Origin of the sequence: Pannonibacter sp. I15F10I1 (assembly GCF_900185665.1) — a bacterium.
In the GTDB taxonomy this organism is placed as follows: Bacteria; Pseudomonadota; Alphaproteobacteria; order Rhizobiales; family Stappiaceae; genus Pannonibacter; species Pannonibacter indicus.
This window is the reverse complement of sequence record NZ_FYAN01000003.1, coordinates 195346-216768: the sequence shown is the minus strand read 5'-3', so window position 1 is coordinate 216768 and position 21423 is coordinate 195346. Positions and strand designations below refer to the sequence as shown.

Here is a 21423-nt window from a genome sequence, read left to right as displayed (position 1 = left end):
GTCCATGACGATCATGGAGCAAAAGGGCGGGACGTCCAGCAATGTGGCGCAGGGCCGTCTCGACAAGCAGGATGCGAAGCTCCTGTCGATCGCCAAGGATGGGATTCTTGGTGAGTTCTCCGAGGAATTCCTCAAGGAGGTCGAGGGCTCCCTGCAACTCGGAAACTCGCTGCAAGACGCCATGACCAAGGCCAAGGACGACCAGCGTGCGGACAAGATCGCCCGATTGCAGCAGCGCATCGATGCCCTCAAGGAACGGCTGAAGTTTGCCAGCCCGGCGCAGGCCAAGGCCCTGATCCGCGAGTTGAAGAAACTGGGTCAGGATTTCAAACTGGCGGCCCAGTCGCTGTCGGATGGCGGCAGCAAGGCGGTGGTCGGACAGGCCACGGCCGGTTCTTCCATCACCCTGTCTGCATCCTCTTCCGAAGCTTCTTACTCCGAAGCATCGGCTTCAGCTGTCCTGCTGGAGGGCTCTGCCGCATTGGAAGTGGCGTCCGTTCTGACGGGAAAGCCCATAGAACAGAGTGCTTCTGCGAAGGCGCAATCCGGCACGGCTGCTGCAACCGGCAAACCGGCGGAGCAGGCAGATGCAGCATCCGGGCAGGATGCTCCGGCCACGGACAAGACTTCCGGCCCTGCCGCGGCTGGCCCGCAAGCCGCCGGGGAAGATTCTGCAGAAGATTCGGGAGAAGAGTCTGGCGCAGAACAGGAGCCCTCGGCCCGGCTTTTGCTGGAAGTGCGCGAGGCCATCGCCTCCTACAACAGCACGCAGGTGACGGTGAAGGCCTATGGCAGCGCCTATGACGGCAGCGCCCGCAAACAGGCCGACTATGACAAGCTGCGCGACATGGAAAAACAGATCGATCTTCTGGCGAAGCAGATCGAAGGCCTTGCCAACAAGAATGACAGGGAAGAGCGCAAGGAACTGGCCAAGGCCAAGCGCGAGATCGAGGAAGGCCGCAAGGCGCTGAACGAGTTCCGCGCGTCGCAGCTTCAGGAGCAGGGCATGCCGGGCGTCGAGGGAAGCGCGGGCGGCCTTGCCAATCTCTTCCCCGGAATGGGCACACCTGCGGACAGCGCGATGCCGGCCGGAACGGTGGGCGTTTCGGTGTCCATCAACACGACGGCCGTCAGCCTGTCGTCCACATCCGTCAGCCTTGTGCTGCAGACGGATGTGACGGTCTGAGGAAGTGCCCTTAGACCAAGTCTGACGATGCTGACGCATCACGCCTTGAAAATGCTCACACGTCGCACGGGCTTGACCAAACCTGGATGAGACATCTCATCAAGGCTTGGTCTTATTCGCCTGCACCGGGGGCTGCGGCCTGACGGCCGAAGTCCGGCGCCGGGGTTTCCTGTCCGGCCTCGATGATCGAGCGGCGGATGCCGCGCGTGCGGGTGAACAGGTCGAACAGTGCCTGTCCGTCGCCCCAGCGGATCGCCCGCTGCAGGGCGGACAGATCCTCCGAAAACCGCGACAGCATTTCCAGGATCGCATCCTTGTTGTGCAGGCAGACGTCGCGCCACATGGTGGGATCGGACGCAGCCAGACGGGTGAAATCGCGGAAGCCGGACGCCGAATACTTGATCACTTCGGATTTGGTGACCGTCTGGAGATCATCTGCGGTGCCGACGATGTTGTAGGCGATGATATGCGGCAGGTGCGACACGATCGCGAGCACCAGGTCATGGTGCTGCGGGTCCATGGTGTCCACATTGGAGCCGCAGGCGGTCCAGAAGGCCGCGAGCTTTTCAATCGCCCCGGCATCCGTGTCCGGCATCGGCGTCAGAATGCACCAGCGGTTCTGGAACAGCGCGGCAAAGCCTGCATCCGGGCCGGAGTGCTCCGTACCTGCAATCGGGTGGCCGGGGATGAAATGCACACCCTCCGGCACATGCGGGGCCATCTGCGACACGACCGAGCCCTTGGTGGAGCCAACGTCCGTCAGGATCGCGCCCGGCTTCAGATGCGGCGCGATGGTTTTCGCCACCTCTTCCGAAGCGCCGACCGGCACGCTGACCACCACCAGATCCGCATCCTTCACCGCATCCGCTGCCGAGAGGCAGTATCGGTCCCCAAGCCCCAGCTCTTCCGCACGGGCCAGCGTCTGCGCCGAGCGGGTCGAGATGGTGATGGTCTCCGCCAGGCCCTTTTCGCGGATGACGCGGGCGAGGGAGGAGCCGATGAGGCCGATGCCGATCAGGGCAACGCGCTGAAAATGGGGATCTGACATGTCTCGTCTGGTGTCTTCAAATGGGTTTGGCCCGGCTGCCGCAGGGGCTGGGCCGGGCCATCAGGGCTTGGCGCTTTCAGCGCGCCATGAAACCGGCAAGAGCGGCAACCACCGCCTTGTTGGCTTCTTCTGTGCCGATGGACAGGCGCAGCGCGTCCGGCAGGCCGTAATTGGCGACCATCCGCAGGATCAGGCCATGCTCCGACAGATAGGCATCGGCATCGGCGGCGCGCTTGCCGTCCTCATCCGGGAAGTGGATGAGCAGGAAGTTGCCGACGCTGGGCGTGGTCTTGAGGCCGAGCTTTTCGATCTCCGCCGCCGTCCAGGCCATCCAGGTCTCGTTGTGGGCGATGGCTGCGTCCACGAAGGAACGGTCGCGGATCGCGGCAATGCCGGCGGCCATGGCCGGTCCCGAGACGTTGAACGGCCCGCGGATGCGGTTCATGGCGTCGATCATCTCTGCCGGGCCGAAGCACCAGCCAAGGCGCAGATTGGCCAGGCCATAGATCTTGGAGAAGGTGCGCGTCATAATGACATTGTTCGAGGTTGCCACCAGTTCGATGCCGCTCTCGTAGTCATTGCGCCGCACATATTCCGCATAGGCCGCGTCCAGCACCAGCACCACATGGGAGGGCAGGCCCGCGTGCAGGCGGCGCACCTCGTCAAAGGGAATGTAGGTGCCAGTCGGATTGTTCGGATTGGCGAGGAAGACCATCTTGGTCTTCTCCGTCACGCGGGCAAGGATCGCGTCCACATCCGTCGTCAGGTTCTTTTCCGGGGCGACAACGGGCGTTGCACCGGCAGCGCGGATGGCAATCGGATAGACGAGGAAGCCGAACTCGGAATAGATCGCCTCATCGCCCGGCGCCAGATAGGTGTTGGCGATGAGCGTCAGGATCTCGTCCGACCCGGCGCCGCAGATGATGCGCTCCGGATTGATGCCCACCACCTCGCCGATGGCGTCACGCAGGGCCGTGGACGCGCCATCCGGATAAAGCTCCAGCTTGGAGGCGACTTCCGCATAGGCCTTCTTTGCCGCTTCGCTGGCGCCCAGCGGAGATTCGTTCGAGGACAGCTTATGCACCTTGCCGGTGCCCGAGGCCTTGGACTTGCCGGGAACGTAAGGGGCGATGTCGAGAATGCCTGCGCGCGGTTGGGGGCGGGATTTCGTGGCGCTGTCCATGGAAGTGTCTCTGTCTCTCGTGTGTTTGGCCGCTGTCTGTGAAAGGCCTGCGGGGCAGGATATCAGTCTGCGTCTTCGCTGAAATCGTCAAGCTCGTCCGCCTCGCCCTCATCGATGTCGATGGGAGCGGCATAGCCGCCGACAAAGCGCAGCACGTCTGGCTCGGCCCCGGCCTCGCGGCAGAGCGTCAGAACCTCGTCTTCGCTGATGTCGCCGGAGGCGGCAAGCAGGGCGTCAACGCCGTCAGCATGGCGGAAGAAACTCAGGATTTCGAGGCCCGAGTCCATCAGGCTGCCGGGCAGAACGCCGCGCCAGCGGGCATCATAGACCGCCGTGTCCGGCGTGCCGGAACCCGGAATGGGACGGCTGATGACCATGGAAGCCAGATCCGCCGGGCGCTCCTCGGCGACGAAGAAGGGCAGGCGGGCGATGATCTGCGCCCCGTCCTGTCCAAGACCGCGCCACCAGGGCAGTTCGGCCCGCTCGGTCAGGGCGATGACGCCAAGGTCCGAATGGGAGGCGGCAACCGTCCCGACCACATCGGCCGGATCGCCTGCCGTTTCCATCTCCACGGCAAAGCCGAAGTAGAAGCGCGCGGCATCGCGCATGGCGGCAATGTCGGCAGACCCGTCCAGATGCACCTGAAACTCGCCCTGAAGGCGGGTGCAGGCGGTGATGATCTCGCGCCACAGATGCTCGGCGCTGGTCAGCGGCAGGCTGCCTTCGTGGCGCTCGACCATGCGGCGCATCATGTCGGCTTCCCGGTCCGGGCGGAACATCACGCCGTCTGCGCCGCTGGCGCGCTTGGCCGCAACGATGCCGTCGATGACGCGCACCCGCTCCATCAGCAGACGGTGCAGCTCGGCGTCGAGCACGTCGATGCGCTGGCGCAGGCTGTCGAGAGCGGTGCCTTGGGTGTGGTCACTGGCCATGGGCGGGAAATGCCTTCCTGAAACATGCGATGCATTCGGCGATAGTCATAGGCAGCAAGCGGGCGGAAAGCAAAAGAAAACGTTGACACCATGGCCCCACGAACCCTAGCTAACAACCCCTTGAAGATGGTGGCGCGCTGTTGCCGCAGCGAGGCTTCCGCCGCCCGGCAGGGCAGGCCTCTCTCGGGAAAATGGCGCGTGAGAACGGCCCTTGAAGCGGCCAGTGAAAACGGGATGATGCGTCCGGCATGACCGATACACCTCAGACTTCGATCCCGCAGGACGGTGCAGCTGCCGGTGCTGCCGCCGTGGCCGCGAGCCTTGCCGATCTGGAAAAGGCACAGCGCCGGGAAATCGACACGCCCAGCAGCCAGTGCCTGCGTTTCGGGCCGGATCAGGCGCTGCCGCTAGATGCCGGCGGCACGCTGGCCAACTGGCAGATTGCCTATGAGACTTACGGCACGCTCAATGCGGACCGCAGCAACGCCATTCTCATCTGCCACGCGCTGACTGGCGACCAGTATGTCGCCTCGCGCAATCCGGTGACCGGCAAGCCCGGCTGGTGGACGATGCTGGTGGGTCCCGGCAAGCCGGTGGATACGGACCGTTTCTTCGTCATCTGCGCCAATGTGCTGGGCGGCTGCATGGGCACCACGGGCCCGGCCTCCACCAATCCGGAAACCGGCCAGCCCTATGCGCTGACCATGCCGGTGGTGACCATCCGCGACATGGTGCGAGCGCAGGCGCGGCTGGTGGATCATCTGGGCATCGAAACCCTGTTTGCCGTGGTCGGCGGCTCCATGGGCGGCATGCAGGTGCTGCAATGGGCGGCGCTGTTCCCCGAGCGGGTCTTCTCCGCCGTGCCGATTGCCACCGGCGCGCGCCATTCCTCGCAGAACATCGCCTTTCATGAAGTAGGCCGTCAGGCCGTGATGGCCGATCCCGACTGGCGCGGCGGCAGCTACCTTGCTGATGGCACCCGCCCGAGCAAGGGTCTGGCCGTGGCGCGCATGGCCGCGCATATCACTTATATGTCCGACATGTCGCTGCATCAGAAATTCGGCCGCAACCTGCAGGACCGTGAGGCGCTGACCTTCGGCTTCGATGCGGATTTCCAGATCGAAAGCTACCTGCGCCATCAGGGCATGACCTTTGTCGACCGGTTCGATGCCAATTCCTATCTCTATGTGACGAGGGCGATGGACTATTTCGATCTGGCGGCGGAACATGACGGAGTCCTGAGCAAGGCCTTCCTGCATACGCCGACCCGCTTCTGCGTCATGTCCTTCACCTCGGACTGGCTGTTCCCGACATCGGAAAGCAAGGCGGTGGTGCGGGCGCTGAATGCGGCTGCGGCCAACGTCTCCTTCGTGGAGATCAGCAGCGATCGCGGCCATGATGCCTTCCTGCTGGATGAGCCGGAAATGTTCCGCACCGTGCGCGGCTTCCTGACGGGAGCAGCAGCAGCACGCGGCATCGCCGGACCGGGAGGAGCGTAAGATGGCAAACGGCAACACGGGCGGAACACTGAACCAGCCGCGCGGCGATCACCTCGTCATGTGCGACCTCGTGCCCGAGGGCGCGCGGGTGCTGGACGTGGGCTGTGAGGACGGGGCGCTGCTGCAGCTTCTGGCCGAGCGGCGGCGCGTCGACGGGCGCGGAATGGAATTGTCGCAGGGCGGCGTGAACAAGGCCGTGGCACGCGGGCTGTCCGTGGTGCAGGGCGATGCCGACACGGATCTTGCCGACTATCCGGACAATGCCTTCGACGTGGTGATCCTCAGCCAGACGCTGCAGGCCACCCGCGATCCGAAGGGCGTGATGGAGCAGCTGCTGCGCATCGGCGGGCAGGTTGTCGTCTCGATCCCGAATTTCGCCTATTGGCGCAATCGCATGCAGCTGCTGCTGCGCGGGCGCATGCCGGTGACCAAGTATCTGTCCTACCAGTGGTATGACACGCCCAACATCCACTTCTGTTCCATCCGCGACTTCGTGGCGCTGGTGGAGGAGATGGATGCCACGGTGGTGAAGGCCGTTGCGCTCGACGGGCAAGGCTCGCGCATCAGCTTCAATGCGCCCTGGTGGCTGTGGAATCTGGTGGGCGAGCAGGCGGTGTTCCTGCTGCGGCGCTGAGCTTCAGCGGGTGCGCGGCGGCGTTCTGTCGCGCCGGTTCGGATTGAGGCCGGGGGTGACGCCGGCCTCCGGCACGAAGACGGGCCTGAGAACCCTCAGCACGCTGCGCTTGCCGCCATCTGCCTGAGCGGGCTTGTAGAGCCGCTTCTGCGCCTCGATCACCAGAAGACCTGCAAAGGCCGGCCAGAGTGCGCGGCCCACGGTTTCCCAGGTGCGTGCCGAACGCAGGATGACCTTGGACTTCACCGGCGGAATGTAGAGCGTTTCTTCCCTCGAGATCACGTCGAACTGGCAGCTCTGCAGCAGTGCCTGGATCTGGCTCTTGGAGAACGGGCGGCCATAACCGAAGGGCGAGGTTTCCGCCCGTGCCCAGACACCGCGCCGGTTCGGCACGATGACGATCAGCTTGCCGCCCGGCGCCAGCACGCGCCAGGCCTCGCGCAGCAGGGCGGCAGGATCGCCCGCCATGTCCAGCGCATGCACCATGATGGCGCGCTGGAAGAAACTGTCGGAAAAGGGCAGCTGATCCGCTTCTACCAGCACCGAGGCATTGGCCCGCTCGCGCGGCCAGTGAACGACGCCCTGCGCCGCCGGCATGGCCGCAACGCAGCGCTCCGCCTCATCCATGTAGGGGCGCAGGAACGGCCCCGCATAGCCGATGCCGAGCAGGCTTTCGCCTTTCGCGCTGGGCCAGAGAGAACGCACGCGCGCGCCGATGAGGCTGCGCAGCAGGCGGCCAAGCGGCAGGTCGTAAAAGGTTCTGAGATCGCCGACGTCGAGATACATGGCCTGCCCGGTTCAATTCGGCGCGATTGAACCTTGCCTTGACCCAAGACGCAAGGGCTGATGACCCGATCGCCCTTGCCCCTGCCTGCGGCATTTGCCACTCTGCAGGCCGGATTCATCAACGGGAGAGACAAGATGGCGCGGCTTCAGATCAGGCAGTTTCCCTGCCTGTCCGACAATTACGGTGTGCTGGCACGCGATCCGGAGAGCGGATCGGTGATCGCCATCGATGTGCCGGATGCCGCGCCCTATCTGGCGGAACTGGCCGAAACCGGCTGGCGCCTCACGCATGTTCTCATCACCCACCATCACTGGGACCATGTGCAGGGGCTGGTGCCGCTGAAGGAAGCCACGGGCGCGCGGGTCATCGGCCCCGGCCTGTCGCGCGACAAGATTTCCGGCCTCGATGAAGTGGTGGAAGACGGCGACATCTTCCACATCGCCGAGCTGAAGGTGGAAGCCATCTCGACGCCGGGCCATACGCTGGACCAGATCTCCTGGTGGTTCGAACAGGCGGGTGTCATCCACACGGGCGACACCCTGTTCTCGCTGGGCTGCGGGCGCGTCTTCGAGGGCGACATGGAAATGATGTGGGCCTCGCTCGACAAGCTGAACCGCCGCCTGCCGGATGATGCGGTTGTCTACTGCGGCCACGAGTATACTCTGTCCAATGCACGTTTCGCGCTGAGTGTTGATCCGGATAACGCTGCGCTCAAGGAAAGGGTAGCAGAGGTGGAGCGGCTGCGGGCGGAGCATATGGCCACCCTGCCCACCACGATGGGGCGGGAGCGGGCCACCAATCCGTTCCTGCGGGCGGGTGATCCGGCCCTCGCCGCAGCCCTCGGCATGGCAGGGGCCAGCCCTGCCGAAGTCTTCGCTGAACTGCGGGGACGCAAGGACAGGTTCTGAGCCATGAGACCGCTGACCGGATTCACTGCCGCCGAAATCATCGAAACGCTGGGCATGCAGCCGCATCCCGAGGGCGGCTACTATGCCGAGACCTTCCGCGATCCGGCCTGCGATGCATCAGGCCGTCCGGCCTCGACGGCAATCTACTTCCTGCTGCCGGAAGGCGTCTTGTCGCGCTGGCACAAGGTGGATGCGGTGGAGGTGTGGCACTGGTACGGCGGCGCGCCGCTGGAGCTTCTGATCAGTGACGCAGAAGGGCCGGTTGAGCTGGTGACGCTCGGGTCCGATCTGGCCGCCGGGCAGCGCCCGCAGGCGGTGGTGCCGCGCCACGCCTGGCAGCAGGCGCAAAGCCTCGGTGACTTCACCCTCGTGGGCTGCACGGTCGCCCCCGGCTTCACCTTCGACGGTTTTGAGATGGCCCCGGAAGGCTGGCAGCCGTGAGGGGGTGACAGATTTTACATGCCGTTCCTTCCGGCATGAAGCCCCTCCATCGTCATCCCGGACGCGCCTTGCGCGATCCGGGACCGGTGAGCCAAGGTGTATCGGCTCTGGCTCCGGGGGCAGCCAACTTCCATCCCGGCTCACCGGTCCCGGATCTCCGCTGCGCTTCGTCCGGGATGACGATTGAGAGGTGGAAAATCAGGCGTTGCCCGGCTCACACGCCCGCTTCAAAGGCTTCGACCAAATCGATGATCTGCGAGCCGTAGCGGTCGAGTTTCGACTGGCCGACACCGGAGACGGCGAGAAGGGCATGGGAGGTCACGGGCCGGGCGATGGCAATGCCGGCAAGCGTTGCGTCCGGGAACACCACATAGGGCGGCACTTCGTTTTCCCGGGCGATCTGGGTGCGCAGGCGGCGCAGACGCTCGAACAGCAGCCGGTCTTCCGGATCAAGATCATCGGCAAGGCTCGCCGACCGTTCCCCGCGCGAGGCCTTGAGGCTGGCTGCGGCACGGTCGCGGCGCAGCAGCACCTTGCGCTCGTTGCGGAACACGGCGCGGCATTCGTCCGTCAGCACCAGCGCGCCGTAATTGGCGTGATCGACCCCGACAAGACCCATGGCGACAAGCTGGCGCGCCACCGATTGCCAGGTCTTGGGCGAAAGCTCTTTGCCGATGCCATAGACCGACAGTTTTTCATGCCCGAAACGGGTGATCTTGTCGTTTTCCTTGCCCAGCAGCACGTCGATCACATGGCCTGCGCCAAAGCGCTGGCCGGTGCGGTAGATGGCAGAGAGGAACTTGGCGGCAGCCTCCGTGCCGTCCCAGGTTTCCACCGGCGACAGGCAGGTGTCGCAATTGCCGCAGGGCTTGGGATAGGTCTCGCCGAAATGAGCAAGTAGCGCCTGACGGCGGCAGCCTGCGGTTTCGCAGATGCCGACAAGGGCGTTGAGCTTGGCGGTTTCCGCCCGCTTCACCTCTTCCGGCGCTTCGCCTTCGGCAATCATGCGGCGGCGCTGCACCATGTCGGCCATGCCATAGGCCATCCATGCCTCGGCCGGTGCGCCATCGCGGCCCGCGCGGCCGGTTTCCTGATAATAGGCCTCGACGGAGGACGGCAGGTCGAGATGAGCGACGAAGCGCACATCCGGCTTGTCGATGCCCATACCGAAAGCAACCGTCGCCACCAGAACGAGGTTTTCCTCCAGCAGGAAGGCATCCTGATTGGCTTCGCGGATCTCCCGGTCGAGCCCGGCGTGATAGGGCAGGGCGCGGATACCCTTTTCGTTCAGCCAGTTGGCGATATCCTCCACCTTGGCACGGGAGAGGCAATAGACGATGCCGCTCGCGCCTTTGTGGCGCTTGAGGAAATCCAGCAGCTGCTGGCGCTGGTTTACCCGCTCGACGATCTCGTAGCGGATGTTGGGCCGGTCGAAGGAGGTGGTGAAGACCTGCGCCGTTTCCAGCTTCAGGCGGACGCGGATGTCCTCCTGCGTATGCGGATCGGCGGTGGCGGTCAGGGCCACGCGCGGCACGCCGGGATAGCGGTCTGCGAGGCTGGCAAGCTGCAGATACTCGGGCCGGAAATCATGCCCCCACTGGCTGACGCAATGGGCCTCGTCGATGGCAAAGAGCGAGATGGCCGCACCATCCAGGAGGCGGGAGAAACCGGCCGTCGCCACCCGTTCGGGCGTCACATAGAGAAAATCCAGCGTGCCGTTGCGCAGGTCTGCGGCAATGCGCGCCTGCTCTTCAGGTGGAACGGAGGAATTGAGCGCGGCAGCGCGCACGCCCGCACCCGTCAGCGCACCCACCTGATCCTTCATCAGCGCAATGAGGGGAGAGATCACCACACCTGTGCCGGGGCGGCAGAGCGCGGGGATCTGGAAGCACATGGATTTGCCCGCGCCTGTGGGGAACAGCACCACCGCATCGTCCCCGGCGATCAGCGTGTCCACCACCTCGCGCTGGCGGCCCCGGAAGCTCGGATAGCCGAACACATCCGCCAGAACCTGTGCAGGGTCCTTCGCTGCGGGCCTTGCGGTGCCCTCAGACGCTGCTGTGTACTCTGTCCCGGCGAGACGAGGCTGTGCTTGCGGCATGAACAGGTGATTCCTTCGTCGCCGCACCATCCCCTATTCGCCCGCCCCGGGCAATGACAGCCTGTGGATGACCTGTGCAAGACCGCGAGGTTTTTTGCAGCGGGAGGGGCTTCACAGGCTGAACCGCGCATCCGGATCCTGCGCCAGGGTTTCGGCGCAGTGGATGCGGAGCTTGTCGGTGACTTCGGCAAGGTCGCCGTCCAGCTGGCCGGGTGCCAGCGGCTCGCCCACGTGGAAGCGGAAGTGCGCGCCCTTCTTGTTCAGAAGCTCGTTGAAGACGGTCATGTCGCGCAGCTCGATCGAGACCTTTGCGAGGAAGTAGAACAGGCGGGAGTTGCGCGCGCCCATGTGAATGGGAATGACCGGCACCTGATGGCGGCGGGCCAGAGCCAGTGCCGACGTCATCCACGGCCGCTCCGTCAGCTTGCCATCCTTCATGTAGGCAAGGCGGCCGGAGGGGAACAGCACCACGGCGCGGTTGCGCTCGAAGGCGGAGGCGGCGTTCTTCAGGGTTTCACGCGTTTTTTCGCGGGTCTTGAAGCCTGCGCGCCATTCCACCGGCACGATCATGCCGGCAAGGCGCGGATTGACGCGCACCGCATCCCGGTTGGCGAAGATGGAAATGTCCCTGCGGCGGCTCTTCACCGCGTCATAGAGCGCCACACCATCAGCGATTCCTGTCGGATGGTTGGAGACGAGGATACAGGGCCCTTCTGCCGGAATGCGGTCCAGTCCCTCAACGGTCAGCTTCACCTGCAACAGATTGGACAGATAAACGAAGACCTCTTCTGCCGGCAGGTTGGAGATGGCGTCTGCCATTTCCAGCGCATCGAAATAGCGCAGCATACGGTAGGCGAGGGGCCGGAACAGCGGCCACCAGGGGGCGGCCATCACGTGCTTGCCCCGTTCGGCAATCAGCACATCGATGATATGGCGGGCGGAGCCGCTGGTCTCATCTGTGTGGCTATGTGTCAGGAGGGCCGAATCAGGGTGCTGGAAACGCGGCACGGGCACAATCCTCAAGGCGGGCGAAATATGCCCTTAACGGCCTGATGGTTACAGATCCAGACGGCAACCTGCAATGGCCATGAACCGTCAGCCTCGCAGAGCCCTGTGACAGCATTCTGTCACAAAGCGGGCATTTTTTGTCGCGGTGGGCGCCCGTCCGCCCATCAGCTCCAGACGGGACTGGTGAAGATGGCAACTGCACAGGCTGTTGCCGCAATCCATACGAGCGAGCGCAGGGTGGCCTTATCCGACCAGTAGCAGAGTATGTACAGGCAGCGCAGTCCGATGAAGGTGGCTGCCAGGACATCAATCCAGAATGGGTCGCCGCCCTGCTGATAGGCCACGAGCACGGCCACGGCAAACAGCGGGAAGGCCTCGAAGCCATTGGCTTGTGCCCCTTGCGCCCGTGCCCTGAAACCTTCTGCCCAGAAGGCGGGGTCACGCGGGCGGGCATTGCTGAAGTCCCGGGTGAGCTTGGCGGGAAACACCGACAGGATGGGCAGGAAGGCGGCGGCAAGCACGCACCAGATTGCGACGGGCATGGGATGATCCTTTTGGCGTTTGCTGGAATTTCTGTGTGGAGAGGTAACGTTTTAAGCGGCCCGGTCAATCTCTCAAGGTGTCACGCAGCACATCGCCAATGAACCCGGCGAAGGCGCGAACCTTGGCCGGGACGTGGCGGCGCGAGGGATAGACGGCGTTGATCGTTACCTCGCTCATGCCCCACTCCGGCAGCAGCCGGACAAGCGTTCCCGCTGCCAGGTCCGCCGCCACATAGGCCTGCGGAATGAGGCTGAGGCCGAAGCCGGCGCGCAGGGCATCCATGACGGCTAGGCTTGAGGAAACCTTGTAGCGCCCGCTCACCCGCTGACGGTGCTCCTTGCCATTGCGGAAGAAGGTCCATTCGTCCGCGTGGCCGGACAAGGTGAAACGGACGCACTCGTGCCGGGCAAGGTCGGCAGGCTCTTGCGGCGTGCCGGCGCGGGCAAGGTATGCGGGCGAAGCGCAGAGAACGTGTTTCAGCGCCCCGAGCCTCTTGACGATCAGCTCCCGGTCCTCATCCCGGCGTCCGCCGCGCAGGGCCATGTCAAAGCCGTCTCGGACAAGGTCCACGCGCCGGTCGTCCAGGTCAAGGTCGAGCGAGACTTTCGGGTGGCGTGCCAGAAACTCCGGGATGCGGCTGGTGAGGAGCACAAGGCTGGATGTCATGGGCGCGCTCACCCGCAGCAGGCCCGAAGGCTCTGAACTGAGATTGCCGACAGACTGCTGCGCTTCTTCCAGATCCTCCAGCACCCGGCGGATCTGGTCGAGATAGAGCGTGCCCGCCTCCGTCAGGCTGAGACGGCGGGTGGTGCGGTGGAAGAGCCTTGCCCCCAGATCGCCTTCCAGTTCCGACATGGCCTTGCTGACGGCGGCGGGAGACAGGCTGTGGCTGCGGGCCGCTGCGGCAAAGCTGCCGAGTGTGGCGATGCTGCGGAACAGGCGGAGGCGGAGAATGCCATCCATTGATTATTCACTTCAGGTTACGGATGAATGGTTCAACTTGCATATTATCATCTTCTCTTGCGTGAATTACCACTGATCTCCAGCGGCTGCCATCCCGGGCCGGGCCGCTCTGCACTGGACCTGACATGATTTCCCGCCTGAACTCACGCCTGAACGCCCACATGACGCTGCTCCTCACCGCGCTTGCCCCGGCCATCTGGGGCAGCAGCTATATCGTCATCACGGAGATGCTGCCGCCGGACCGGCCCCTGACGCTGGCGCTGCTCAGGGCGCTGCCTGCGGCCATTCTCCTGCTTCTGATTGTGCGGCAGCTGCCGCGCGGGCGCTGGATCTTCCGGGTGCTGGTGCTGGGCGCGCTCAACTTCTCCATCTTCTGGGCGCTGATGAATGTGGGGGCCTACCGCCTGCCGGGCGGCGTGGCGGCGACGCTGGGGGCGATGCAGCCGCTCATCGTGCTGGTGCTGGCGCGCTTCCTGCTCAACGGGCGGCTTACATGGCTCGCCGTGCTAGCGGGTGTTGCCGGTGTCATCGGCGTTGGCATGCTGATGCTGAAGCCCACGGCGGCGCTCGATCCCATCGGCCTTCTGGCGGCAGGCGCCGGCGCGGTCTCAATGGCGCTGGGCACGGTGATGACCCGCTACTGGAAGCCGGAGGTGAGCCCGCTCACCCTGACCGCCTGGCAGCTGGCCGCCGGTGCACTGCTCCTGGCCCCGGCCGCGCTTCTCACGGAACCGGCCCTGCCGCCGCTGACGGGCTGGAACATCGCGGGCTTTGCCTACATGACCTTCATTGGCGCAGGCCTGACCTATCTTCTGTGGTTCTGGGGCATTGGCCTGCTTGGCCCCTCGGCAATCGCGCCGCTGGGCCTGCTCAGCCCGTTGATGGCGGTGATCCTCGGCTGGGCCATTCTGGACCAGACGCTCAGTGCGGTGCAGATCGCCGGCATGGTGCTGGTGCTGGGCAGCGTTCTCGTTGGCCAGCATGCCGGACAGTTGGCTCAGCGGCGTCCGCCTGCCAATCTCGAGGGTACGCCTGCAGGCAAGCCGGGCTGAAGATCAGCCCGGCAGCTGGCTCTCGCGGCTGGTGCGGGAGGTCCGGGCCTCCTCATGCAGCCAGGCGCGGAAGGCGGCGACGACCGGGCGCAGGGTGCGGTCCTGCGGATAGACGAAGTGATAGGCGGTCTTCTGGTCCAGCGGCTGGCCAAACAGGCGCACCAGCCGGCCGCTCGCCAGTTCCTCGTCGATGAAGAGCCGGGGCATCAGCGCCACGCCCAGATGATGGGCGGCGGCTTCCGCGATCATGCCGAACTGCTCGAAGCGCGGGCCCTGATAGGCGCTGTCCGTCTCCACCCCCATGGCGGCGAACCAGTCGCGCCAGGCCATGGGCCGCGTGGAGAGCTGCAGGCGCGGCACCTTCAGCAGGTCTCGCGGCCCGCTGATCATGTGCCGGTCGCGGAACGTGCGCGAGGCCACGACCACGGATTCTTCGGGAAACAGCGGCTCGACAATGGCCCCCGCCCAGATCGGATCGCCGTGGTGGATCGCGCCGTCGAAGGGCTCTTCCGTAAAGTCGAAAGGCCGCAGCCGGATGGAGAAATTGAGCGCCGCCTTTGGCGTGCGCCGCAGGAATTCGGCTAGGCGCGGCGCCAGCCAGCGGGCCCCGAAAGTGGGCAGAACCGCCAGATTGAGCACATCGGCACTCCCGGCAAAGGACATGACCTGCCGTGTGGCATCGCCCAGCTGATCCAGTGCGCCCCGGACTTCATGAAGATAGAGCCGCCCGGCATCGGTCAGCACCACACGCTGGCGGATGCGCGCAAACAGCGGCACGCCCAGCCGCTGCTCCAGATGGCGGATCTGCTTGGAGATCGCGCCCTGCGTCAGATGCAGCTCTTCCGCTGCGCGGGTGAAGCTCTCATGCCGGGCGGCGCATTCGAAGGCGATGAGGGCATCGGCGGGCGGCAGGAAGGCGCGTTTGACCATCAGCTTCATTCCATTGGCTCATGACTTGCGGAGAACTTATCTCTTCCCGTGTCTCCTGTCAGCAGGCATAGTCCGCGCAATTCCGGCGTTTGTCTTGTTCCAAGATGTGGCGCCGTTGGCATGCACATGAGACGGAGGAATGTGATGGCGGCTCTCAAGTCTGATCCCACCGGTGGCGGCACCTTTGCCTGGGACGATCCCTTCCTGCTGCGCGAGCAGCTGAGCGAGGACGAGATCCTCATCATGGAAACCGCCCGCGCCTATGCGCAGGACAAGCTGCAGCCGCGCGTGCTGGAAGCCTATGCCCACGAGAAGACCGACCGCGAGATCTTCAACGAGATGGGTGAGCTTGGCCTGCTCGGCGTCACCCTGCCGGAAGACTACGGCTGCGCCGGTGCATCCTACGTTTCCTACGGTCTCGTTGCCCGCGAGATCGAGCGCGTCGACAGCGGCTACCGCTCGATGAACTCGGTGCAGTCCTCGCTGGTAATGTATCCGATCTATGCCTATGGCTCGGAAGAGCAGCGCAAGAAGTATCTGCCCAAGCTCGCCTCGGGCGAATTCGTCGGCTGCTTCGGCCTCACCGAGCCGGATGCGGGCTCCGATCCGGCCGGCATGCGCACCCGCGCCGAGAAGATCGACGGCGGCTACCGGCTCAAGGGCTCCAAGATGTGGATCTCCAACTCGCCGATCGCTGATGTCTTCGTGGTCTGGGCCAAGTCCGAAGCCCATGACGGCGCCATTCGCGGCTTCGTGCTGGAAAAGGGCATGAAGGGGCTGTCTGCGCCGAAGATCGGCGGCAAGCTGTCGCTGCGTGCGTCCATCACCGGCGAAATCGTCATGGACGGTGTGGAAGTCTCCGAAGACGCGCTGCTGCCGAATGTTTCCGGTCTCAAGGGGCCGTTCGGCTGCCTCAACCGCGCGCGCTACGGCATTTCCTGGGGTGCGATGGGGGCTGCCGAAGACTGCTGGCACCGTGCCCGCCAGTATGGCCTCGACCGCAAGCAGTTCGGCCGCCCGCTGGCCCAGACGCAGCTCTTCCAGAAGAAGCTGGCTGATATGCAGACGGAAATTGCACTTGGCCTGCAGGGTTCGCTGCGCGTCGGCCGCCTGTTCGATGAGGGCAAGGTGGCACCGGAAATGATCTCCATCGTCAAGCGCAACAATTGCGGCAAGGCGCTGGATATCGCCCGTCAGGCCCGCGACATGCACGGCGGCAACGGCATTCAGGAAGAATATCACGTGATGCGTCACGCGCAGAACCTGGAAACCGTCAACACCTATGAAGGCACGCATGATGTGCATGCCCTCATCCTGGGTCGCGCCCAGACCGGTCTTCAGGCCTTCTTCTGAGACCTGTCAGCTCAGCTTCAGACAAGGATTGCGGCAAAACCCCAGCCGCGTTCCATTTTCCGGCCGGACGGCCCGGTGTTCAGGTCCCCACCACCTGAGGCCCGGCCGCTCCGGCCGGAAGCCGTTTCGCCGCCGCAGCGCGCCGTGGCAGGCTTTCAGTCTTCGAGCAGGTCCGGAAGATGGTCCAGCAGCACGCGGGCCGGAGCCTTGCGCTTGCCATTGGCCCATTCGATCAGCTTCTGGCAGAAATTGCGCAGGGCCAGGCGGCTCTGGCGCACCCGTTCCCTGTCCATCTCGAAGGGCGGGTTTTCGTGGCGGATATAGGACCTGAGCGCCAGCGCCAGCGTCAGCACATGCACGCCGCCCGAGGGGTTGCCATAGGTCTGGGCGATGTAACCGCCGCCCACGGCGTCATTTTCCGAAAAGGTCTTGTCGGTGAAGTCATGCAGCATGGTCATGCTGAGGCTGGCCACATCCTCGTGGCAGCTGCGGCCATGCAGGGTGCCGATGTTGACCAGCGGCAGATCGCCCGGATAACGCCCCTTGATGCGGCTGCGCATGGATTGCAGGCTGATCACCGTGATGCGGCCATGAATGGCGCGCAGCCGCCGGATCTGCGCACTCAGCGCATCGTGGAACGGCGCATGATAGAGCCGCCGCCGCTCGTCCATTTCGAACCGGCCAGGATCTTCGTCAGGCAGATAGACGCGCTTGCCGTCCAGTGTCAGCACCGGGCAGATGGACAGGGCGCCATCCTCGAACGGGCGGCCGAAGCTGGCCGGGTCGCCGTCCACGTCCGCAACAAGCCGGGAAATGGGGGTCGAGATCACCGTTGCCTGAATGTCTTCGGCAAAATCCACCAGCTGATCCATGTGCCAGGAGGCATCCGCCTGCAGCCGTCCCGTTGCCGAAAGGCGCTTGTCGATAGCCGGCGGAATCCGCAGGCCGGAATGGCCGATGCAGAGGATCAGCGGTGCGGAACGTTCCTTTACGGCAATCATGGATGATGGGCCTGCCGGGATGGGTACGCCTCAGCGGCGTGATGCGAGGCGCATCACGGTCGAGGGCGTTTATTTTAATCTTTCCTAAACTTTTGCCACGTCTGCCGCGACCCGTCGCAGAGGAGCTTCTTGCTACGCAGGGTAATCCCCAGAAACTTCAATTTTCCCGGTCTGATATGAATGTTTGCCCGCCTAAATCTGCGGCAGAGTTGCTGCTTGAGTTCGTTCTGCGGGCAGCTATGCTGGTTGTCCCACCTTCCGGACAACAATTCCAGGGCAAAGAAAAATGACGCTGCGGTATGGCAAGGAATTCCTCATGATCCCGGGTCCGACAAACGTGCCGGACGAAGTTCTGAGGGCCATGCACCGCCCGGCTGTCGATATCTATGAAGGCCCGCTGCTGCAGACGACGGATGACTGCCTGAAGGGCATCTCCCGCGTGTTCCGCAGCACCACGGGCAAACCCTATATCTACATCGCCAATGGCCACGGCACCTGGGATGCGGCGCTGTCCAACACCCTGTCGCGCGGCGACAAGGTGCTTGTGCTCGAATCGGGCCGCTTTGCCATCGGCTGGGGCGAGGCGGCAGAGCTGATCGGCATCGAGGTGGAAATCCTGCCCGGTCACTGGCGCAAGGCGGTGGATCCGGCGGCGCTGGAAGCGCGGCTGCGGGCTGATACGCTAGGCGCGATCAAGGCCGTTCTGGTGGTTCAGGTAGACACGGCCTCCGGCGTGCTCAACGACATCCCGGCACTTCGCAAGGCGATGGACGCCAGCGGTCACGGGGCCTTGCTGATGGTGGACTGCATGGCCTCGCTTGGCTGCGTTCCGTTCGAAATGGAAGAATGGGGTGTGGATGTCGCCATGGCCGGCTCGCAGAAGGGGCTGATGTCGCCCCCGGGCCTTGCCTTTGTGGTCGCTGGCCAGAAGGCGCTGGCCGCCCACAAGACCGCCGGGCTGCGTAATTCCTACATGGACTGGACCTTCCGCGATGGTCCGGAACATTACATGAAATATTGCGGCACGCCGCCGGAGCATCTGCTCTTTGCCTTCCAGAAGTCGCTGGAGCTGATCGAGGAGGAAACGCTGGAAGGCGTCTGGCGCCGCCATGCGATCCTCGCCGAAGCAGTGCGCGCTGCCGTTGAGGTCTGGGGCCGCAAGGGTGTGCTGGAGATGAACATTCTCAAGCCTGAGGACCGCTCGGACAGCGTGTCGGTGATCTGCTTCAATGGGGTTGATCCGGCGCCGCTGCGCAGTTTCGTCAAGGACGTCTGCGGCATCACCATCGGCATTGCCATTGGCGACCTCGCCGGTAAGGGCATCCGCATCGGCCACATGGGCCATGTGAATGCGGCGATGGTTCTGGGCACGCTTTCTGCCATGGAACTGGGGCTGCGGCGCCTCGGCATTCCGCATGAAAGCGGTGGTGTGGAGGCGGCCATTGCCGTGATCGACAGGGCGCTGGCCGGAAACTGACCTGTTCCATCCCTGTAAGTTATTGTCCGGAAAGGATATATTTCTTTCCGGACACGAAGTTTGCCCCTTTGGCATATGAGGCCTTGCCAAAGGGGCGTGTGCTTCTGATATAAGGAGCTCGGGAGGTTGGTGGTGGACGAGCCACTCGCCAACCGGGTCAGGTCCGGAAGGAAGCAGCCCCAACGAGTTCCGGCACGGGTCGCCGTGCCAGCCTCCCACCCTTTTCCCCCGCGCAGATGCACCACGGCGTCGCGTCGCGTGCCTCAGGCGCGGCGGGGCTTCCGGCTGTCTTGCGTGAAGGCGCCGGCTTCATGAATTCAAGACGGGGACAGGCGGGCTGGATGAGCGGCATGGACGGTGACAGCCCCGGAGGCAACGGCCCCGAGCACGCAGCTGAGCATGAGCGGGATGACCTGACGATCTCCATGTTCGGCGATGCTCCGGCTGAACCTGCCCCTTCTGCTCCCGCACCTGCGCCTGCTGGCGAAGGGAAGCAGTCTGGCGCCTACCGGGTGCTGGCGCGCAAGTACCGCCCCCAGACCTTTGACGATCTCGTCGGCCAGGAGCCGATGGTCCAGACGCTGGAAAACGCCTTTGCAACGGGGCGCATTGCGCAGGCCTGGATGCTGACCGGCGTGCGTGGTGTCGGCAAGACGACAACCGCCCGTATTCTGGCGCGCGGTCTCAACTACGAAGTTCCCGGCGAGGTGGAGCGCCCGACGGTGCAGCTCACCCGCGAGGGCACCCATTGCCGCGCCATCATGGAAGGCCGCCATGTCGATGTGATCGAGATGGACGCCGCCTCGCACACCGGCATCAACGATATCCGCGAGATCACGGACGCAGCGCGCTATCGCCCCGCTTCGGCGCGCTACAAGGTCTACATCATCGACGAAGTGCACATGCTCTCCAACGCGGCCTTCAACGGCCTGCTGAAGACGCTGGAAGAGCCGCCGGAGCATGTGAAGTTCATTTTCGCCACCACGGAAATCCGCAAGGTTCCGGTGACGGTGCTCTCCCGCTGCCAGCGCTTTGACCTGCGCCGCATCGAGCAGCCCAAGCTCGTTGGCCTGCTGCGGCGCATTTCCAACGCCGAATCCATCGACATTTCCGATGATGCGCTGACGCTGATTGCCCGCGCGGGCGAAGGCTCGGCGCGTGACAGTCTGTCCTTGCTGGATCAGGCGATTGCCCATGGCGGCGGTCACATTGATGCAGGGCAGGTGCGGCAGATGCTGGGCCTTGCTGACCGGGCGCGGGTGATCGACCTTTTTGGCCATCTCATGTCCGGCCGTATTGCCGAGGCGATGGAAGAGCTGGCCGGGCAATATGCCATTGGCGCAGACCCCGCCGTCGTGCTGACGGATCTGGCCGATTTCACCCATCTTGTGACCCGGCTGAAGATCGTGCCCAAGGCGGGCGAGGAAGTTTCCGTCACCGAGACCGAGCGCCTGCGCGGCCGGGAGTTTGCCGAAAAGCTGTCGATGCGCGCCCTGTCGCGGGCCTGGCAGATCCTGCTGAAGGGCATTTCCGAGGTCCAGGCCGCGCCCAAGCCGCTGGCGGCTGCCGACATGGTACTGGTGCGCCTTGCCTATGCGGCGGATCTGCCGGATCCGGAAGAGGCGCTGAAGCTGCTGAAGAGCGGCGGCTTCCCGTCTTTGCCCGCAGGCGGCGCGCCGCAGGGAGCAGGTCAGCAAGGTTCTGGCCAGAGTGGTGGCCAAAATGGCGGCATGCAGCCGCAGGCCGGTGGCCAGATGGGGCAGCCGGGCGGCCAGAGTGGGCCTGCAGGGCAGGGCGGTTATGCCGGCCCCACGATGAGCGGCAACGGCCCGCGCCTTTCGGCCATTGCCGGAGGCGCTGCCCAATCCGTGGCCCAGTCTGCGGCTCAGCCGTCTCCCCAGCCTGTCCAGCAGCCTGCTGCCCAGCAGGCGCCCGCCGTCCAGTTGCGCTCGCTGGCCGATTGCGCGGCGCTTGCCTCCGAGCGGCGCGACATTCCGCTGAAGGTTTCCATCGAGCGGCAGATGCGGCTGGTGAAGTTTGAACCGGGGCGGATCGAAATCCAGCCGACGAAGGATGCTGGCGCGGATCTGGCCGGTGAGTTCGGCCGCAAGCTGACCGAATGGACCGGCATGCGCTGGATCGTTTCCGTCAGCCGCGAGCAGGGCCGCCCGACGATCCATGAGGAGCGCGAGGCAACGCAGGCCCAGCTTCTCTCCGACGCCCGCTCGCATCCGACCGTCGCCGCGCTTCTGGCCGAATTCCCCGGCGCTCGCGTCGTCGATGTGCGCGTCAACGAGGAAGAGGACAGCATCGACGACCCGCTGCTTGCCGAAGCCCTCGGCACGGATGACGACGACCTGTGATAGGGGACATTGCG

At 64.6% G+C, this 21423-nt stretch carries 19 protein-coding genes and 1 other RNA gene; 10 read left to right on the top strand and 10 right to left on the bottom strand.

The window, feature by feature from the left end:
- Nucleotides 1–4 precede the first annotated feature (4 nt).
- Nucleotides 5–1186: a hypothetical protein gene (locus tag IF10I1_RS02725; protein WP_186392370.1), complete on the top strand. Its 1182-nt coding sequence runs from the start codon at nt 5–7 to the stop codon at nt 1184–1186.
- Nucleotides 1187–1298: 112 nt separating this feature from the next.
- On the opposite strand, the gene IF10I1_RS02720 is transcribed toward IF10I1_RS02725, so the two are convergent.
- The 3 genes from IF10I1_RS02720 to pheA all read right to left on the bottom strand — a co-directional run bounded on the left by IF10I1_RS02720 (nt 1299) and on the right by pheA (nt 4349).
- A complete protein-coding gene (locus tag IF10I1_RS02720) occupies nt 1299–2234 on the bottom strand; it encodes a prephenate/arogenate dehydrogenase family protein (RefSeq protein ID WP_186392371.1) in 936 nt (311 codons plus the stop codon).
- Between the two features lie 76 nt (nt 2235–2310).
- The gene (gene hisC / locus IF10I1_RS02715; protein WP_186392372.1) at nt 2311–3417 is read right to left on the bottom strand and encodes a histidinol-phosphate transaminase; all 1107 of its coding nucleotides are present in this window, start codon (nt 3415–3417) and stop codon (nt 2311–2313) included.
- Nucleotides 3418–3479: 62 nt separating this feature from the next.
- Nucleotides 3480–4349: a chorismate mutase gene (pheA, locus tag IF10I1_RS02710; protein ID WP_019965321.1), complete on the bottom strand. Its 870-nt coding sequence runs from the start codon at nt 4347–4349 to the stop codon at nt 3480–3482.
- 248 nt (nt 4350–4597) lie between these two features.
- On the opposite strand from pheA, the gene IF10I1_RS02705 reads away from it, so the two are divergent.
- On the top strand, nt 4598–5848 hold the full coding sequence (locus IF10I1_RS02705) for a homoserine O-acetyltransferase (RefSeq protein ID WP_197717542.1): 1251 nt from the start codon (nt 4598–4600) through the stop codon (nt 5846–5848).
- A 1-nt stretch (nt 5849) separates the two neighbouring features.
- Nucleotides 5850–6482 carry a methionine biosynthesis protein MetW gene (gene metW, locus IF10I1_RS02700; RefSeq protein ID WP_186392373.1) on the top strand — a complete coding sequence of 211 codons (633 nt, stop codon included), beginning with the start codon at nt 5850–5852 and terminating at the stop codon, nt 6480–6482.
- A 3-nt stretch (nt 6483–6485) separates the two neighbouring features.
- Here metW and IF10I1_RS02695 read toward each other — a convergent pair whose 3' ends face one another.
- Nucleotides 6486–7268, bottom strand: a complete 783-nt coding sequence (locus tag IF10I1_RS02695; RefSeq protein ID WP_186392374.1) for a methyltransferase domain-containing protein — start codon at nt 7266–7268, stop codon at nt 6486–6488.
- Between the two features lie 135 nt (nt 7269–7403).
- Between IF10I1_RS02695 and gloB the strand changes: the two genes are divergently transcribed.
- Nucleotides 7404–8177, top strand: a complete 774-nt coding sequence (gloB, locus tag IF10I1_RS02690; protein ID WP_058900600.1) for a hydroxyacylglutathione hydrolase — start codon at nt 7404–7406, stop codon at nt 8175–8177.
- Between the two features lie 3 nt (nt 8178–8180).
- Nucleotides 8181–8618: a cupin domain-containing protein gene (locus tag IF10I1_RS02685; protein WP_186392375.1), complete on the top strand. Its 438-nt coding sequence runs from the start codon at nt 8181–8183 to the stop codon at nt 8616–8618.
- Between the two features lie 214 nt (nt 8619–8832).
- On the opposite strand, the gene recQ is transcribed toward IF10I1_RS02685, so the two are convergent.
- The 4 genes from recQ to IF10I1_RS02665 all read right to left on the bottom strand — a co-directional run bounded on the left by recQ (nt 8833) and on the right by IF10I1_RS02665 (nt 13233).
- Entirely contained in the window at nt 8833–10719 is a 1887-nt protein-coding gene (gene recQ / locus IF10I1_RS02680) for a DNA helicase RecQ (protein WP_186392376.1), read from the bottom strand.
- Between the two features lie 111 nt (nt 10720–10830).
- Nucleotides 10831–11727: a GNAT family N-acetyltransferase gene (locus IF10I1_RS02675; RefSeq protein WP_186414917.1), complete on the bottom strand. Its 897-nt coding sequence runs from the start codon at nt 11725–11727 to the stop codon at nt 10831–10833.
- Nucleotides 11728–11891: 164 nt separating this feature from the next.
- The gene (locus IF10I1_RS02670) at nt 11892–12269 is read right to left on the bottom strand and encodes an MAPEG family protein (RefSeq protein WP_186392378.1); all 378 of its coding nucleotides are present in this window, start codon (nt 12267–12269) and stop codon (nt 11892–11894) included.
- Nucleotides 12270–12333: 64 nt separating this feature from the next.
- Entirely contained in the window at nt 12334–13233 is a 900-nt protein-coding gene (locus IF10I1_RS02665) for a LysR family transcriptional regulator (RefSeq protein WP_186392379.1), read from the bottom strand.
- A 125-nt stretch (nt 13234–13358) separates the two neighbouring features.
- On the opposite strand from IF10I1_RS02665, the gene IF10I1_RS02660 reads away from it, so the two are divergent.
- Nucleotides 13359–14285, top strand: a complete 927-nt coding sequence (locus tag IF10I1_RS02660; protein WP_186392380.1) for a DMT family transporter — start codon at nt 13359–13361, stop codon at nt 14283–14285.
- A gap of 3 nt (nt 14286–14288) precedes the next feature.
- On the opposite strand, the gene IF10I1_RS02655 is transcribed toward IF10I1_RS02660, so the two are convergent.
- Entirely contained in the window at nt 14289–15224 is a 936-nt protein-coding gene (locus tag IF10I1_RS02655) for a LysR substrate-binding domain-containing protein (protein ID WP_186392381.1), read from the bottom strand.
- A gap of 135 nt (nt 15225–15359) precedes the next feature.
- On the opposite strand from IF10I1_RS02655, the gene IF10I1_RS02650 reads away from it, so the two are divergent.
- Entirely contained in the window at nt 15360–16568 is a 1209-nt protein-coding gene (locus IF10I1_RS02650) for an acyl-CoA dehydrogenase (RefSeq protein ID WP_186392382.1), read from the top strand.
- 155 nt (nt 16569–16723) lie between these two features.
- Here the strand turns inward: IF10I1_RS02650 and IF10I1_RS02645 are convergent, their stop codons facing one another.
- Entirely contained in the window at nt 16724–17569 is an 846-nt protein-coding gene (locus IF10I1_RS02645) for an N-formylglutamate amidohydrolase (protein WP_019965335.1), read from the bottom strand.
- 286 nt (nt 17570–17855) lie between these two features.
- Here IF10I1_RS02645 and IF10I1_RS02640 point away from each other — a divergent pair, with 286 nt between their 5' ends.
- The 3 genes from IF10I1_RS02640 (at nt 17856) to IF10I1_RS02630 (ending at nt 21409) form a co-directional block, all read left to right on the top strand.
- Nucleotides 17856–19046 carry an alanine--glyoxylate aminotransferase family protein gene (locus IF10I1_RS02640; protein ID WP_186392383.1) on the top strand — a complete coding sequence of 397 codons (1191 nt, stop codon included), beginning with the start codon at nt 17856–17858 and terminating at the stop codon, nt 19044–19046.
- A gap of 121 nt (nt 19047–19167) precedes the next feature.
- Nucleotides 19168–19265: signal recognition particle sRNA small type (gene ffs / locus IF10I1_RS02635), an RNA gene on the top strand.
- Nucleotides 19266–19357: 92 nt separating this feature from the next.
- Nucleotides 19358–21409, top strand: a complete 2052-nt coding sequence (locus IF10I1_RS02630; protein WP_244284676.1) for a DNA polymerase III subunit gamma/tau — start codon at nt 19358–19360, stop codon at nt 21407–21409.
- The last annotated feature ends 14 nt before the right edge of the window (nt 21410–21423 follow it).